This window comes from Mucilaginibacter mali (genome assembly GCF_013283875.1).
In the GTDB taxonomy this organism is placed as follows: Bacteria; Bacteroidota; Bacteroidia; order Sphingobacteriales; family Sphingobacteriaceae; genus Mucilaginibacter; species Mucilaginibacter mali.
Window position 1 is genome coordinate 4,946,963 of sequence record NZ_CP054139.1, and the last position, 15,225, is coordinate 4,962,187.

General features: G+C 50.3%; 14 protein-coding genes. 7 read left to right on the plus strand and 7 right to left on the minus strand.

The annotated features are described in order from the left end of the window. Positions 1 to 72 precede the first annotated feature (72 nt). The 4 genes from HQ865_RS20895 to HQ865_RS20910 all read left to right on the plus strand — a co-directional run bounded on the left by HQ865_RS20895 (position 73) and on the right by HQ865_RS20910 (position 4,227). Positions 73 to 1,197 carry a ligase-associated DNA damage response exonuclease gene (locus HQ865_RS20895; RefSeq protein WP_173416769.1) on the plus strand — a complete coding sequence of 375 codons (1,125 nt, stop codon included), beginning with the start codon at positions 73 to 75 and terminating at the stop codon, positions 1,195 to 1,197. Beyond that, complete coding sequence (locus HQ865_RS20900; RefSeq protein ID WP_173416770.1) at positions 1,194 to 2,804, plus strand: ATP-dependent DNA ligase; 1,611 nt, start codon at positions 1,194 to 1,196, stop codon at positions 2,802 to 2,804. Before HQ865_RS20895 ends, HQ865_RS20900 begins: the two co-directional genes overlap by 4 nt. Positions 2,805 to 3,555: 751 nt before the next feature. Continuing rightward, entirely contained in the window at positions 3,556 to 3,918 is a 363-nt protein-coding gene (locus HQ865_RS20905) for a hypothetical protein (RefSeq protein WP_173416771.1), read from the plus strand. 54 nt (positions 3,919 to 3,972) lie between these two features. Beyond that, complete coding sequence (locus tag HQ865_RS20910; protein ID WP_173416772.1) at positions 3,973 to 4,227, plus strand: hypothetical protein; 255 nt, start codon at positions 3,973 to 3,975, stop codon at positions 4,225 to 4,227. A gap of 27 nt (positions 4,228 to 4,254) precedes the next feature. On the opposite strand, the gene HQ865_RS20915 is transcribed toward HQ865_RS20910, so the two are convergent. The 3 genes from HQ865_RS20915 to HQ865_RS20925 all read right to left on the minus strand — a co-directional run bounded on the left by HQ865_RS20915 (position 4,255) and on the right by HQ865_RS20925 (position 7,718). Next, positions 4,255 to 5,322: a DNA polymerase beta superfamily protein gene (locus tag HQ865_RS20915; protein WP_173416773.1), complete on the minus strand. Its 1,068-nt coding sequence runs from the start codon at positions 5,320 to 5,322 to the stop codon at positions 4,255 to 4,257. Beyond that, positions 5,322 to 6,074 (minus strand): nucleotidyltransferase domain-containing protein, encoded by a 753-nt coding sequence (locus HQ865_RS20920; protein ID WP_173416774.1) that lies wholly within the window; start codon positions 6,072 to 6,074, stop codon positions 5,322 to 5,324. Before HQ865_RS20920 ends, HQ865_RS20915 begins: the two co-directional genes overlap by 1 nt. A 144-nt stretch (positions 6,075 to 6,218) precedes the next feature. Further along, positions 6,219 to 7,718, minus strand: coding sequence for an RtcB family protein (locus tag HQ865_RS20925; protein WP_173416775.1), 1,500 nt, complete (start codon positions 7,716 to 7,718; stop codon positions 6,219 to 6,221). A gap of 193 nt (positions 7,719 to 7,911) precedes the next feature. On the opposite strand from HQ865_RS20925, the gene HQ865_RS20930 reads away from it, so the two are divergent. From HQ865_RS20930 to HQ865_RS20940, 3 genes are all read left to right on the plus strand, one after another. After that, a complete protein-coding gene (locus tag HQ865_RS20930; protein ID WP_173416776.1) occupies positions 7,912 to 8,439 on the plus strand; it encodes a hypothetical protein in 528 nt (175 codons plus the stop codon). A 4-nt stretch (positions 8,440 to 8,443) separates the two neighbouring features. After that, complete coding sequence (locus HQ865_RS20935; protein WP_173416777.1) at positions 8,444 to 9,493, plus strand: helix-turn-helix transcriptional regulator; 1,050 nt, start codon at positions 8,444 to 8,446, stop codon at positions 9,491 to 9,493. Between the two features lie 99 nt (positions 9,494 to 9,592). Continuing rightward, on the plus strand, positions 9,593 to 10,159 hold the full coding sequence (locus HQ865_RS20940) for a hypothetical protein (protein WP_173416778.1): 567 nt from the start codon (positions 9,593 to 9,595) through the stop codon (positions 10,157 to 10,159). A 213-nt stretch (positions 10,160 to 10,372) separates the two neighbouring features. On the opposite strand, the gene HQ865_RS20945 is transcribed toward HQ865_RS20940, so the two are convergent. The 4 genes from HQ865_RS20945 to recJ all read right to left on the minus strand — a co-directional run bounded on the left by HQ865_RS20945 (position 10,373) and on the right by recJ (position 15,189). After that, the gene (locus HQ865_RS20945; protein WP_173416779.1) at positions 10,373 to 10,900 is read right to left on the minus strand and encodes a thioredoxin family protein; all 528 of its coding nucleotides are present in this window, start codon (positions 10,898 to 10,900) and stop codon (positions 10,373 to 10,375) included. 182 nt (positions 10,901 to 11,082) lie between these two features. Beyond that, positions 11,083 to 12,615, minus strand: coding sequence for a GH3 auxin-responsive promoter family protein (locus HQ865_RS20950; RefSeq protein WP_173416780.1), 1,533 nt, complete (start codon positions 12,613 to 12,615; stop codon positions 11,083 to 11,085). 28 nt (positions 12,616 to 12,643) lie between these two features. Continuing rightward, positions 12,644 to 13,402 carry an LPS export ABC transporter ATP-binding protein gene (gene lptB, locus HQ865_RS20955; protein WP_262889703.1) on the minus strand — a complete coding sequence of 253 codons (759 nt, stop codon included), beginning with the start codon at positions 13,400 to 13,402 and terminating at the stop codon, positions 12,644 to 12,646. Between the two features lie 83 nt (positions 13,403 to 13,485). Beyond that, positions 13,486 to 15,189, minus strand: coding sequence for a single-stranded-DNA-specific exonuclease RecJ (recJ, locus tag HQ865_RS20960; RefSeq protein WP_173416781.1), 1,704 nt, complete (start codon positions 15,187 to 15,189; stop codon positions 13,486 to 13,488). Between the last annotated feature and the right edge of the window lie 36 nt (positions 15,190 to 15,225).

Consider the following 15,225-nt stretch of genomic DNA (forward strand, 5'->3'; position numbering starts at 1 on the left):
TGAGTCCCCTCGCCACGCAGCCACAACCCCTGCATCCCAACAAAACCCACCTCTGCACGTTATACCATCACCATGCCTAAAAAACCATTGCTCGAGTTTACCGATAGCGGCATTTACTGTGCCCAGGGCCGTTTTTATATCGACCCATGGAAACCTGTGGACGATGCCGTGATCACTCATGCCCATAGCGACCATGCACGCTGGGGCAGCAAGCGTTATTTGGCGCATCACCTATCGCGCGAAGTGCTGCTGTACCGCCTGGGCGATATTACCCTGCAAACGGTGGAATACGGCGAAAAAGTGATGAAGAACGGGGTGGAGATAACGCTGTTCCCGGCCGGGCATGTTATTGGTTCGGCGCAGGTGAGGGTTTGCTACAAGGATGAGGTTTGGGTGGTATCCGGCGATTACAAGGTAGAGGACGACGGCGTTTGTGCCCCTTTCGAGCCGGTGCGCTGTCATCATTTTATATCCGAATGTACTTTTGGGATGCCCGTTTACAAATGGAAGCCCCAGCAGCAATTGTTCGACGAGATGAACAACTGGTGGCGGCAGAACGTGCAGGAAGGCAAGGCTACCGTTGTGGTAGGTTACTCGCTGGGTAAAGCGCAGCGCATCCTGCAAAACCTCGACTTTTCCATCGGCCCGGTATACACCCACGGCGTTATCGAGAACACTAACGAGGCCCTGCGCCGTAACGGCATCGTGCTTAATCCTACCATCCGCATCACACCCGATACACCAAAGGACGAAGTACGTAAAGGCATTATCCTGGCCCCGCCGTCATCGGTAGGTACACCCTGGATGCGGCGCTTTAATCCATACGATTTTGGTTACTGTTCGGGCTGGATGAGTATCCGCGGAGCGAAAAAACGCCGTGCGGCAGATCGTGGCTTCGTGCTCTCCGACCATGCCGACTGGGACGGTCTCATCAGCGCCATTGATGCTACCGGCTGCGAAAAGGTTTATCTTACCCATGGCTACACCGCCAGTTTTTCGCGCTACCTGAATGAGATAGGTTTTGATGCCAGCGAGGTGCATACGCTGTTTGGGGAGGATGAGAGTGAAGAGGAAGCCCCCACCCAACCTCCCCCAAAGGAGGAGGGGCAGAAATCCCCTGAAACTTCTGAAGTCCTCTCCTCTGGAGAGGATTTAGGTGAGGCTCCTGAGACTTCTAAAAAAGGAGGCACCTCATGAAAGCCTTTGCCCAACTCTTCCTCTCGCTTGATGAGACCAATAAGACCAACGAGAAGGTTCGCATCCTGAAGGCATACTTCCTGTCCGTGCCCGATACCGATAAGATGCACATGCTGGCCCTTTTCACCGGGCGCAAGCCTAAGCGGCAGATAAACGCCACGCTGGTGCGCACCTGGGCCATGGAACTATCGCACATACCCGAATGGCTTTTTGCCGAAAGCTACCAGGTGGTGGGCGACCTGGCCGAGACCATTGCCCTGCTGCTGCCCCCTAACGACCAAAGCAGCAACAAGACCCTTACCGAATGGATAGCCGAAATAAACGCCCTTGGCGATAAGACCGACGAGGAACGCAGGCAATGGCTGCTGGATAGCTGGGCCATGCTGGATGGGCAGGAACGCTTTGTATTCAACAAGTTGCTTACGGGTAGCTTCCGCATTGGGGTATCGCAAAATTTGGTTATTAAGGCGCTGGCCGATATCACCAACCACGATGCGGCCACGCTTACCCACCGCGTGATGGGCAAGTGGATGCCCGAGGATTACACCTTCGACCAGCTGACCCAGGCCGAGAGCGCCAGCGACGATGTATCGCGCCCGTACCCGTTCTTTTTAGCCTACCCCATACAGGAAACATCGGAAAAGCAAAAGACCGCCACCGAACTACAGGTTGCCCTGGGCGATGCCGCCGAATGGCAGGCCGAGTGGAAGTGGGACGGCATACGCGCCCAAATGATAAAACGCGATGGGCAGATATTTATTTGGAGCAGGGGCGAGGACCTGGCTACCGAAAAGTTCCCCGAGCTGCACCCTTTTTTGAATGAACTGCCCGACGGTACCGTGCTGGACGGCGAGATACTGAGTTTTGCCAACGGCCTGCCCCTGCCCTTTAACGTATTGCAAACCCGTATTGGCCGCAAGAACCTGAGCAAAAAGATACTGGAAGAAAGTCCGGTGGCTACCATTGTGTACGATGTGCTGGAATACGGCGGCGAAGATATCCGCCAAAAAACCCAAAGCCAGCGGCGGGAGATACTGGAAAGCTTGCAGGCCGCTACAGCATACCCCGAGGTGTTCCGCCTCTCGGCATTGATACCTTTTGATAGCTGGCCCGAACTGGAAGCCACCCGCACCCTATCGCGCCAGATGATAGCCGAGGGCATTATGCTGAAACGCAAAAGCGCCCACTACCAGGTGGGCCGCCGCCGTGGCGACTGGTGGAAGTGGAAGATAGACCCGCTATCGGTAGATGCCGTGATGATCTACGCCCAAAAAGGTCACGGCCGCCGGGCCGACCTGTATACCGACTATACCTTTGCCGTGTGGGATGGCGATAAGCTGGTGCCCTTTGCCAAAGCCTACTCGGGCCTTACCGACGAGGAGATACGCAAGGTAGATAACTTTGTGAAGCGCAACACGCTGGAGAAATTTGGCCCCGTGCGCACGGTAAAACCCCGGTTGGTTTTTGAGATAGGGTTCGAGGGCATCAACCGCTCTACCCGCCACAAAAGTGGCATCGCCCTGCGCTTCCCCCGCATCCTGCGCTGGCGTACGGATAAGCCCATGGAAGAAGCGGATACGATAGAGACGTTGCGGGCGCTGTTGTAGGGCGGTCCATGACCGATAGAACCATAGTCAATGGCAAAACCGTTTGCCCAAGCCCCCCCATAGGGCTACTTGGACACATTTTTTAACTATTATCCTGATAAAGGAGCCAACCTTCATAGACGTTATAGAACTTGGCCAGGCCCTTTTGTAAAACAATTGGACCTGGCTTTCTTTGTGACCCGTATCCTTTCCAGCCGCCCATTCGGGCAATTATCCATGCCGCCCATTTCAGCGTTCGGGCCGGAGCAGGGTTCTTTAGTTTTTCAGTTGTGCCCTCCATCTTCCTGCAGATCATTTGCAGGCAGTTTTGTTCCTGTTTATCAAATACCTCATCGACAAGCTGCTCATTATCATCCTTATAAGCAAGCCTGAACTTAATGACCGGCAGCGCTCCACAATGCTTTTCTATATGGAAGATTCGCTGAAACTTTCGTTATTAAACAGCCGGTAAAAACTCTTTTGCTCAGCGTCACCTTCCGTAATCTGCCTTAAACTGCTGTTACGCCCAGTGGTTAATTTTCCTCAAAGCTGCAGCTGCTCGTTTTTCTATCCGTTTATCGCCAAAGGCTCCTTTAAAATCCGGGTTTGTATTGATAGGTTCGTCCATCCTGCAAAACTCCGACTTTATAGCATACTTGTGTCCACAAAGTAGCCCACGGGGAGGGAAATCGCTCAATTCCACCGCTTTCATCACAAGCTAAACCTTTCATAAATAATGTTTAATTTTAGAAAAACATTAACCTCCCACATCATGAAAAAAAATATACTTACCATTGCAACTTTGCTTGTTTCCTTTAGCGCGGCGCAGGCCTGGTATGCCGGTATAGACGGCAAATGGACCGCCATGCTAAAAGGACCGGATGGCAACGAATTCCCGATATCCTATACCTTTAAGGCCAGCGACACCACGCTCACCGGTACGCTCACCTCGTCCATCGGTACGTTTAACCTGACAGACGGCACCATTAAAGGTGACAGCATCTGGTTCACCGCCGACCTTAAGAACATGCAGATAAAAAACAAAGGCCGCTTTTACGCCAATGGCGATTCCATCAGTCTGCGCGTAGGGGCTAAGGCTACGCATACTACCTTGAAACGGGTGGTGGAGAAGTAAGGGTTTATGGCGACAGTGACCCAATGACGCGAAGCATAATAGCAGCGCAGCGAAATGACCAACGACTATGATGGCGTTGCCTGCGGCCCGGGCTTTCCGCTCATACGCCTGCAGGCCTTAGCCACAAGGCCGGTATCCGCTGCAATCCCTAACGCAGACCAGCCCCTATGTCCTGATCTGCCAATTAGCTGGCGCAAGTTTAAACGGTTGGTTTTGTGGGCAGGGTTAACTTGTGCCTATTGGTTCGCGGAAGTTTATAAACTTCCGGCGACGGTGACCGCAGGTTACGCTTCGCTAAACCTGCGGTAGCGCGGCTGGTGCACATGTACCCATTAATCAGCCCAGATAAAACTTCTCCCTTATCTCCACCAACAACTGCTCTGCTATCTGCACATCCGGTCTTTCAGGCAAGGCGCAATTCCGATACAACTCTTTTATCTCCTCCATTTTTTCGTCTATCATCAGCATTAGCTCGTTAAACTCAAACTGGCCATTGCGGATGCTGAGCAGGAAACCCCTGTCGGGGCGTTTTACAATTACCTGGCCATGCTGCGCTATTTCACCGGCCATATTGAGCAGGCGGAAGGTGTGCATCATGTTTTTAGCGTCGTAACTTTTACCGTGCGACAGGGTGCTTTGATATCGGGCCTCATTACGTTTCTCTTCCCATTCCCGGTATTCGCGGTACTCACGGCAATAAACCGAGTAGCCATCTTTATTAAAATTCATAACGGCTATATTGACAATGCCTTTTGGCACCGGGCTTAACTGTACATCGTCGGCATCCGGGCCGGACACGATACCTCTGAAAAAGCCATTGCTTAGCTGACTTTGGTGATACAGCAGGTACACATCCCTGAAATGGTCAAGATTTATCAGTCCGCATTCTTCCTGTGTGTAGTTCATCTCACGCAGCCATTCCTTTAGCGGCACGCTTCCGTTATTGTAGACCACAAAGCAAAAATCAAGCACCGATTTACGTTCGGCGCCCTGTGGTTTATTGATCTTTTTATTTAGTCCGCGGGCTTTGCGCACCTGTGTTTGGGCATAACCAGCAAAGGTATCCAGGCAAAGCTTCGACAAAAAATCCTCAGGCTTTATCAAATCCATCAGCGGATGGCGACGCGTTATAAACTCCTTTGGCGTACTTAGCAGTTCCAGGATGTTTGGATTATTTTTGGTCAATAGTTCCAAAAAGCGACCTATCTCAAAATACACCTCATCGTTGGTATCATTAGCCAGTTGCTCCTGTCGGTTGAAGCCGTACAATTGCTTTTGCGGCATCATAAACACTCCTTTCCTGTCCACGTCCGAACCGGCGACATTAAGGTTATAAGCCGTGCTGCCGCTGATGCAATCCAGCAGAATCAGTTGTTTTTGTCGCTTCAGTTCGTTGTAGGTCATTATGAGATGTGTTTTCTAAATATCGTGTTCAGTTCATCTGGCAGGTGCTTATCTGCCGGTAATCCGGGTATTTGCTCCCGGCAACGTTCAAGCGTTGCCGATAGCCAATTGTTAAGCAGATTTACCGGCGCGATGAATGCTTTTTCATTGGCCACTTGCTTTTGTTGCAGCAGATCGTCCATAGTGTTCTGGATGTTTTCATCCGATATCAATATACGCAGTTTATCAAATTCCATCGGCGGAACGGTTTGCTTTTCAGTTATCCAAAGGCAGGCTAAAGCCGGGCGTAGTGCATAAAAATACCGCTTTAGCTTTACCTGCTCAGTTTGCAGGTCGTCGCGCAAAGTATTGTTAGCCATCGACCAGTAATGATTACCACCCGAACGCAGCGAATAATACTTAGGCATCAGCCCGCGTAGTTCTTCGGCAAAACCAGTTCCGGCCCGGTACACAATGGGCGATTGCAGCCACTCGTACAGCGTGCTGTTCGACTTCAGGAACAACATCAGCGCCTTCCGGATATCCCAGCCACCTATATCCAGCACCTCATTAACCGGCAGGCCTAAAACGTCGGTGCTATCAGTTATGCTAAGGTAATGGTCGGGTCGGTGCGCGTATATAAAGCGCACATCAAAATCGCTATCAGGCGAGGCAAAGCCCCATGCCCGGCTGCCCGATTCGCAGGCATAGAGGATCTTGATATCGTGTGCTTGTTCCAGTTCAAGCAGTTTTTGTAGTATGGTGTTTTTCATTTGTTTTGTCTTTATTACTATTCGATGAAACCCCTCCCTGCCACCGCACCGACCACCGCACCCCTCCCGGGGGAGGGAACTTTGCCGCCGTACTGCCCAGTGCAAACCGCCCGCTACCAACTCCCCCTTTAGGGGGCCGGGGGGTTAATCCTCCGGCTTCTCCTTAGGGTCGGCCATGCGGACGATGCGGGGGTTGAACTGGGCCAGTACATCTACCAACCCGGTTTGGGCGGCCATTACGGTGTGGATATTTTTGTAGGCCATCGGCGCTTCGTCCATGTCGCTGCCCATCAGGGTAATGCGTTTGTCTATTAAGTTGGCGGCAATGGCGGCCTTGTCTAAGGTTTTAAAGGCGGCGCTTCGGCTCATCAATCGCCCGGCGCCGTGACTGGCGGAGTTGATGCTGGCCGCGTCGCCCTTGCCACGCACCACAAAGCCGGGCGTGCTCATGCTGCCGGGGATGATACCCAGCACACCTTCACCCGCCGGGGTGGCGCCTTTACGGTGCACCATCACCCCGGTACCGTCGGCCAGTTGTTCCTTCCACGCAAAGTTGTGGTGATTTTCGATCATCATCAGCGGGGCGTGGTTAAGCGCACGGGCTATCTTGTTATGGATCTCGTGGTGATTGGCGCTGGCGTATTCGCCGGCCAGGTTCATGGCAATCCAGTATTCCTGTCCTTCGTCCTTATCCAGATCCAGCCAGGCCAGGTGTTTGGCTTCGGGCGGCAGTTTGGTTTTGCTCATGGCAATTTTGCTGTAGTAATCGGCAATATTACCCCCAAAGCCACGCGAGCCGGAGTGCGACAGCAAGGCCAGGTAATTACCGGCCGGAATGCCCTCCAAAGCGCCATCACCTATGGTTAATTCGCCCCATTCCACAAAGTGGTTGCCGGTACCGCTGGTACCCAGCTGCGCGTAGGCCTTATCCTTTAGCGAGCGGATCACCTTGGTTTCGCCCCATATTTTGCTATCAAACAGTGAGGCATCATGGTGCGTTTTGTTAACCCCGCCCATGCCAAAGTTGGTATGGTTAAGCAGCAGATTTTTTAGCAAATCGTTCTCGGTGTCCACCATTTCGGCAGGCAGGTTGAAGATGCTCAGGCACATGCGGCAGGCAATATCCACACCCACGGCAAAGGGGATAATGGTATTGGCCGTGGTGGCCAGCACGCCGCCGATGGGCAGTCCGTAACCCTGGTGCGCGTCGGGCATCAGCGCGCCGGCTACCGCTATGGGCAATTGTATAGCGGTTTTCATCTGCGCCAGCGCGCCCACTTCAATATGTTCGATCCCGTAAACCGGGAAGTCGGCAATCTCCGTCTTCAGCGCGAAGGTGCTGCGTTGCTGTTTCACAAACTTACCCTCCTTGCGCAGGGCAATCACGTCTTCGGCCAGGTTTTTAAACTTGCCGCCTTTTTTAAGGGCATAGGGCATCGGGTCGTCTATCAATGCTTCCAAATTGGCCAGGATCTGCGCTTTGTCCATCACGTTATGCTTCAGCAGGCCGTTTGCCACACGGCTGAAGTTTACCAGTACGTCGATATCGTTAATGCCAAGGGCCTTTAACTCGTTGTTGCTGATCTTAAGCCCACCGGCCCCCTGAAGGGGGAGTTCGGTTTCGGGTATGTTTTGCTTTCTCATAATTGTAAGCGTGTAATTTATCAATTTTAAAATTGTCTCCCGGCCGTAACCCCTCTCTCCGTGCTGAGAGAGGGGGCGTTTGTGAACGCGTTCAACCTTTCGACACAACAAAGAGAAAACACAAGTGCGCAGTGTATTTGCGCAGTAGAAAATATTTTTAGATATTTATAAAAAACATTAAACATATCACATCATGGATTTTCTAAATAACTTATTTAAAGGCAAGCAGAAAGAAAAAAAGCGTTTCCCGCCAATACCGTCGTGGCGACCTGATACACCTGTTAATCATGATGAAATAATGGACAGGGCAAAATACTATACAGATGAAAAAGTACAGTTGGGCGTTTTTGAAAATGGCACAGTGGCTCTTTTTCCACCTCCGCAAGTTAACATTGAAGAAGAGACCAAAGCGACCTTAAATAAGATATATTATTCGCATCCTGATTTTAACCCAATGACAATGGATGACGGCAATTACCTGATCCAGTACCGCCATCCGGCTTTCACTATTGTATTTAAAAAAGAGTTGGACGATTATTGGGATTACATTGAAGAAAACCATTTACGGGGAGTATGTACTGATGAAGTTTTGATGAACAGCCAGGGCAAGCCTAATGTATTCGATAGAATAAGTAAAATATGCCTTTATGGGCGCGCAAAAATGTTTATGGACGCGCAAGACCCCAAAATAGTGCGGGTATTTGATCCTTTTGCCAAATAACCCCATGCCCGTTAACCGCAACGCCCTGATCCGCTACCGCACCATTGATACCTGCCTGCAAAACCGGTTTAAAAAGTGGACGCTGGACGATTTGATAGATGCCTGCGCCGATGCCTTGTACGAGTATCAGGGTATTGATACCGGCGTAAGTCGCCGATCTGTCCAGGCCGATATAGAGATGATGCGCAGTAACAAGCTGGGTTACGAGGCGCCGATAATTGTTGTAGATAAAAAGTACTATACCTATGCCGATAAGGACTACAGTATCACCAACATCCCCCTAAACCAGCAGGATATGCAGGTGCTGACCGAGGTATCGGGCTTGTTGCAGCAGTTTAAGGGTTTTAGTCATTTTACCGATCTGAATGAGATGGTGAGCAAGCTGGAGGATAAGATCTACACCCAAAAAACGCAGGGCGCGCCGGTGATCGACTTCGAAAAGAACGATAACCTGAAGGGACTGGAATACCTGGAGGTGATCCGCAAATTCATCGTGGCTAAGAAAACCATGTGTGTAACCTATCAATCGTTCAAAGCGCGCGAGGCCAGCGATATTTGCTTTAGTGCCTATTTGTTAAAAGAGTACCGCAACCGCTGGTTTGTGTTGGGCATGCCGCACAAGCGCAACGCGCATATCCTAAACCTTGCGCTTGACCGGATCCAAAAAATAGAAGAACACCCCGACCCATACCGCGAGAACCGGGACATAAACTTTGCTACTTATTATAACGATTGCGTTGGCGTAACCAAATCGCCGGGGCAGCGCGATGTGGAGGTGGTATTTTGGATAGATAACAGCAATGCCCCTTACATCATCACCAAGCCCCTGCACCATACTCAAAAGCTGTTGAAGGAAGGTGCCGGCGGAAAGATCTTCAGCATTAAGGTGATCCTAAACTTTGAACTGGAGCGCGAATTGCTGGGCTTCGGCCCCAAAATACGGGTGTTGGGGCCAAGGATATTGGTACGGCAGATGAAGTTTTTGCTGAATAGATCGCTGGCGATGTATGATGTGGACGCTACTGAACTGGGCGATATAGGCGCTGAAGCTTAGTCTGTAGTCCATTGCCAAATGTTAAAAAGTGTGAAATAAGCTACCCGTTTATATGGATAAGGTATTTACTGCGTTTACGTGGTGAAAATATACTTTATCATGAAAAATACCCCTTTACTTGTTTTAGCGGCCCTGGCCGTATTGTTCCTCCAAAATTGTAAAAAAAGCAGCAGCGACGATGCCACCACTACCACCACCTACAAACTATCGGCAACGGTTAACGGCACCAGCTGGACACCCGACACCCTGAGCGCCACCATTGTTTACAATGCTGCCACCAAAACCAAAACATTCAGCTTTAATGGTAACTATTTGCAACGACAATTAAGCTGCGCGGTAAAACTAACTGATGCCACCGCCACTAATGACTTCCCGCTATCGGGTTATAATGTTGATGCAACCGGCAACCCTTTAATGACCTACAGCTACTGGCAAAAAAACAGCGATGGCGTTTATGCCTTTGTCCCCATTGCCACAGCGGGGAATAATGAGGGGACGGTAACGGTAACTTCCATCAACGCGCAAAGCGGCTTAATAACCGGAACCTTTAGTTTTAGCCACCGGCAAACTAATTACGATAGCGATGGGAATGCAGTATCGATAACCAATACCACTGTTACCAGCGGTACCTTTACCAATATGCCATATACTTTTGTGAGTAACTAAGCGGGGAAGAGCTTAAAACAGAAAGACCAAAGCAGAAAGCTTTTTGCCTTTAGCTTTGGTCTTTTCGCTTACTTAGTAAACCCGCGCGTCGCAGGCTTTTTTAAGAAGCTTTTTGCGGCTGCTGAAGCAGTAGGTCCAGTAAATGCTTACTATTTTCATGTTTCAAAAGATCAAGTGAATGATAATGTTCTGACCATGTGCAAGCAAGATGGTTTAATCGGCTTTGACGGCTTTTGGTTTTGGCGCGTAAGTTTTTGGGTCTATAGCCGCCGGCGACCAGCTTTTAAAGAATTCCATCACCTTGGCTTTGCTATGGCCCTTGCCTTCCTCCAGGTAGCTTGAGTTTTCGGTATTCAGGCGGTTGCCCTTATCATCCAGAACCACAAACACCGGGAAGCCGAAGCGCTGCGGATAGCCCAGGCTGGCTAAAACAGCTTCGTTTTTGTTTTCGGGGCTCCAGTTTACATGCAATATCACATAATTATCGTTCATGGCTTTGTTCAGGTCGGCATCGGTAGTAACCAAATTATTGAAACGGATGCACCAGATACACCAGTTGCCGCCAATTTGCAGCAGCACGTTCTTATGCTCCTTAGCAGCCTTTTTTACCGCGGCCTGTATATCGGCCTTAGCATCAGCTTTGGGATCGTAAATTTTAACGCTGTCGGTTACAGCGTGGGTTTGCGCGTTTGCGTTGGCTGCAATAGCAGCGAACAGCACAATAAAAAGATATTTTTTCATGGTGTGTTGATCAGTTTAAATTCAAATATAACTGATTGTATGGGGATTGCAAGTAAGGCTTGTGTAAAAATGCAATGGGCAAAACGTCATGCCGAACTTGTTTCGGCATCCCATCATACTTATCAGACATATACCAACACTTTGCGAGCGGGATGTCTAAACAAGTTCGGCATGACAATTTTTTACTCCACCACCACTTTCTCCCTGTTCAGCAGCGCCCAGATGGCATCTACATATTGGCGGTCGTTAGCCAGGCGGGGTACCTTGTGCTGGCCCCCCAGTTTACCGCGCTCCTTCATCCATTGCAAAAAGGTGCCTTGCGGAACGGCATGTACCAGCGGACGGCGCAGGGCCATATCTTTAAAGCGCTTGGCATCGTAATCGGAGTTGAGTTTTCGCAAAGTTTCGTCCAACAGGTCTACAAAGCGATCGAATTCGGCGGGGTATTGTTCAAATTCTATCAACCATTCGTGACTGCCCGAACTGTCTTCCGAGAAGTAAACCGGGGCGGCGGTATAATCGCGAATGGTGGCACCGGTATAGCGGCAGGCGCGATCTAATGCGCGTTCGGCGTTATCGATGATCAGTTCTTCACCAAAGGCATTAATAAAGTGTTTGGTGCGCCCGGTGATCTGGATGCGGTAAGGCGACAGAGAAGTAAAGCGCACGGTATCGCCGATCATATAGCGCCACAGGCCGGCATTGGTGGTGATAACCAGGGCGTAATTCTTATCCAGTTCCACCTCATCTAAAGTTAGCGTAGGCGGATGATCGTCGTGAATATGTTCGAAGGGCAAAAACTCGTAGAAGATGCCATAATCCAGCATCAGCAACATGTCGCCATTATCGGTGGTATCCTGTATGCCAAAGAAGCCTTCGCTGGCATTGTAGATGTCGATATAATACATCTCCTCGCCCGGGATCAGTTGCTTAAACCGTTCGCGATAGGGGCTAAAGTTAACGGCCCCGTGGAAGTATAGTTCCAGGTTAGGCCAAACTTCCAGCAGGTTGCTTTTGCCTGTCAGTTCCAATATACGCTGAAACAGCAGGATATTCCAGGTGGGTACCCCGCTGATGCTGGTCACGTTAACATCCTTGGTGGCATGGGCCATTTTTTCTATCTTCTCGTCGAAGTTTTCCAACAGGGCAATATCCAGGTGGGGGGTGCGGTAAAGTTCGGCCCATAGGGGCAGGTTCTTCATGATCACGGCCGAAAGATCGCCCGAAAAGGTATCGGCATTTAACTGGCTTACCTGCGCGCTGCCACCAAGCGTTAAACTCTTCCCGGTAAAGATGCGGGCGTTGGGCCGGTTGTTAAAGTACAGCGTCAGCATATCCTTGCCACCTTTAAAGTGGCATTCCTCCAGCGATTCCTCGCTCACGGGGATAAACTTACTCCTGTCGTTAGTCGTGCCCGATGATTTGGCAAACCACCTGATCTCCGACGGCCACAGTACATTTTGCTCGCCCTTCAGCATGCGCTCAATGTAAGGCTTCAGCGTATCGTAGGTTTGTATGGGCACGCGCTCTTTAAACTGCGCGTAATTTTCGATGCTGCGGTAATGGTGTTTTTTGCCCCACTCCGTATTTTCGGCCCAGGATAGCAGTTGTTCAAACCACTCTTCCTGTACCTCGTTGGGGTATTTCATAAAAAGCTCTATCTGGTGGATGCGCTTTTTAATAAACCATGTAAAAACGGAGTTAATTATCGTCATGCAGCAGGTGTGTAGATGCTACCGCAAGTTAAGGATTAAAAACCTTTCTTTTCAAAACAAAATTGCTGCCCAGGTAAACCTTGCGCACCATCTCGTTATTGGCCAGCACTTCCGGCTCGCCGCTCTCCAGTATCTTACCCTCAAAAAGCAGGTAGGCGCGGTCGGTGATGGACAGCGTTTCCTGTACGTTGTGGTCGGTAATTAATATGCCGATGTTCTTGTGCTTTAGCTTGGCTACCAGCGCCTGGATCTCCTCCACAGCTATCGGGTCTACACCGGCGAATGGTTCATCCAGCAGTACAAATTTGGGCTCGGCAGCCAGGGCCCGGGCAATCTCGGTACGGCGGCGCTCGCCACCCGACAGCAGGTCGCCACGGTTACGGCGCACTTTGTGCAGGCTAAATTCGCTGATCAGTTCCTCCAGTTTTTCCTCCTGGCGCACCTTGTCCAGCGGCCCCATTTCCAGTATGGCCTTAATATTATCTTCTACCGATAGCTTGCGAAATATAGATGCCTCCTGCGCCAGGTAACCGATGCCCTTTTGGGCGCGGCGGTACATCGGGTCGCGGGTGATGATCTCGTCGTCCAGGTAAATATCGCCCTCGTTGGGTTTTATCAGGCCAACTATCATGTAAAACGATGTGGTTTTACCGGCACCGTTTGGCCCCAGCAAACCCACAATTTCGCCCTGCGATACGTTGAACGATACGTGGTTCACCACCGTACGCTGCTTATACTTCTTTACTAAATTCTCGGCCCTTAAATTCAGCCTGGTCTGGTCGCTCATTGCTTTTTGTTATCTGTAAGCCCCACCCAAACCCTCCCCTTTGGGGAGGGTTTGGGAATTAAGTCTCCCCCAAAGGGGGAGACTTAGAGGGGGCTTCTTATTCCCTTTATATTTAACTGTATGCTGCGCTTTTCGCGCCATACGTTTTCTTCTATGCTGTAGCATATCTCAAACGGCAAACCATTGTTTATGTTGTCCAGGTGTTCGGCCTGGCCAAAGGCAATGCAATCAAACATCGGTGATCCCGGTTGGTCGATAGTCATTTTGATATGCTGCCCGCCAACCAAACCGGCCTGCCCTTTAACATAAACGCTCCGGGTTAAGAATACCGGCGACATATTCTCGGGACCGAAAGGCGCGAACTGCTGCAATATCCTGAAAAATTTCGGATCGATCTGCTTTAATTCTAATTCAGCATCTATGGGTATTTCGGGTATCAGTAACTCAGGCGGGATGGTGGCGCTTACCACTTCCTCAAAACGTTGGGCAAAGGCATCTACGTTTTCGGGCATCATGGTTAAGCCGGCCGCGTACTTGTGGCCACCAAACTGTATCAGCAGATCGCTGCAGCCGCAAAGGGCCTCGTACAGATCGAAGCCGCGTACCGAACGTGCCGAACCCGCCACATGCCCGTTAGATCGGGTAAGCACAATGGTTGGCCGGTAATATTTCTCGGTCAGGCGCGATGCGACGATACCTATAACCCCTTTATGCCAACCCTCGTTATACACTACGGTAGATTTCCGGCCGATCAGGATCTCATCGTTATCTATCATGTTGAGGGCATCGCCGGTAATGGTCAGATCGTGCTCTTTGCGCTCCTGGTTTTTAATATTGATAAGGATACCCTTGGCCTTGGCATCATCTTCATGACAGGCGATAAGTAGTTCAACAGCGTGTTTGGCATCATCAATACGCCCGGCAGCATTAATACGCGGACCGATCAGAAAAACGATATCAGAGATACTGTAGGGCACCGTTTTCCCTGCCACACTCATCAGCGCCTTAACGCCGATGCAGGGGTTGGTATTGATCTGTTGCAGCCCATAATGTGCCAGCACCCGGTTCTCGCCGGTGATATGTACAATATCGCAGGCGATACTGATGGCCACCAAATCGAGATAGCAGGTAATCTCTTCAAAATCGATATCGTGCTTTTGGGCGTAGGCCTGTATCAGCTTAAAGCCAATACCACAACCCGAAAGTTCTTTATAAGGATAATCACATTGCGGGCGTTTGGGATCCAGCAGGGCCACAGCCGCGGGTAATTCATCAGCCGGCAAGTGGTGATCGCAGATGATAAAATCAACATCCAAAGTATTCGCGTACGCGATCTTATCAACCGATTTAATGCCGCAATCCAGCGCGATGATCAGCTTAAAGTCGTTTTGAGCGGCGTAATCGATGCCTTTGGTTGATATGCCGTAGCCCTCCAGGTAACGGTCGGGAATGTAATACTCCAGGTTTTTATAGCGCTTATGGAAAAAGCTGTACACCAGCGCTACCGATGTGGTGCCATCCACATCATAATCGCCATAGATCAAGATCTTTTCGTTATTGTCAATGGCACGGTCTATCCTGTCGATGGCCTTTTCCATATCCGCCATCAGGAATGGATCGTGCAGGTGCTCCATCAGCGGGCGGAAAAAGTATTTGGCTTCATCAAAAGTTTGCACGCCGCGGTTTAGCAGCAGGGTGCTTAAAACGCTATCAATGCCCAAACCGGCAGCCAGTTGCTTTATTTTCTCTTCGTTATCGGTTTGTTTTATTGTCCAGCGTTTCTGCATGCTTTTATATGGGGGCAATTGAACCACAAAGGGCGC

What these genes read in the sequence shown, in the direction of transcription:
- HQ865_RS20895 (WP_173416769.1), top strand. Translation starts at nt 73, where the DNA reads ATGCCTAAAAAACCATTGCTCGAGTTTACCGATAGCGGCATTTACTGT.
- HQ865_RS20900 (WP_173416770.1), top strand. Translation starts at nt 1,194, where the DNA reads ATGAAAGCCTTTGCCCAACTCTTCCTCTCGCTTGATGAGACCAATAAG.
- HQ865_RS20905 (WP_173416771.1), top strand. Translation starts at nt 3,556, where the DNA reads ATGAAAAAAAATATACTTACCATTGCAACTTTGCTTGTTTCCTTTAGC.
- HQ865_RS20910 (WP_173416772.1), top strand. Translation starts at nt 3,973, where the DNA reads ATGACCAACGACTATGATGGCGTTGCCTGCGGCCCGGGCTTTCCGCTC.
- HQ865_RS20915 (WP_173416773.1), bottom strand. Translation starts at nt 5,322, where the DNA reads ATGACCTACAACGAACTGAAGCGACAAAAACAACTGATTCTGCTGGAT.
- HQ865_RS20920 (WP_173416774.1), bottom strand. Translation starts at nt 6,074, where the DNA reads ATGAAAAACACCATACTACAAAAACTGCTTGAACTGGAACAAGCACAC.
- HQ865_RS20925 (WP_173416775.1), bottom strand. Translation starts at nt 7,718, where the DNA reads ATGAGAAAGCAAAACATACCCGAAACCGAACTCCCCCTTCAGGGGGCC.
- HQ865_RS20930 (WP_173416776.1), top strand. Translation starts at nt 7,912, where the DNA reads ATGGATTTTCTAAATAACTTATTTAAAGGCAAGCAGAAAGAAAAAAAG.
- HQ865_RS20935 (WP_173416777.1), top strand. Translation starts at nt 8,444, where the DNA reads ATGCCCGTTAACCGCAACGCCCTGATCCGCTACCGCACCATTGATACC.
- HQ865_RS20940 (WP_173416778.1), top strand. Translation starts at nt 9,593, where the DNA reads ATGAAAAATACCCCTTTACTTGTTTTAGCGGCCCTGGCCGTATTGTTC.
- HQ865_RS20945 (WP_173416779.1), bottom strand. Translation starts at nt 10,900, where the DNA reads ATGAAAAAATATCTTTTTATTGTGCTGTTCGCTGCTATTGCAGCCAAC.
- HQ865_RS20950 (WP_173416780.1), bottom strand. Translation starts at nt 12,615, where the DNA reads ATGACGATAATTAACTCCGTTTTTACATGGTTTATTAAAAAGCGCATC.
- lptB (WP_262889703.1), bottom strand. Translation starts at nt 13,402, where the DNA reads ATGAGCGACCAGACCAGGCTGAATTTAAGGGCCGAGAATTTAGTAAAG.
- recJ (WP_173416781.1), bottom strand. Translation starts at nt 15,189, where the DNA reads ATGCAGAAACGCTGGACAATAAAACAAACCGATAACGAAGAGAAAATA.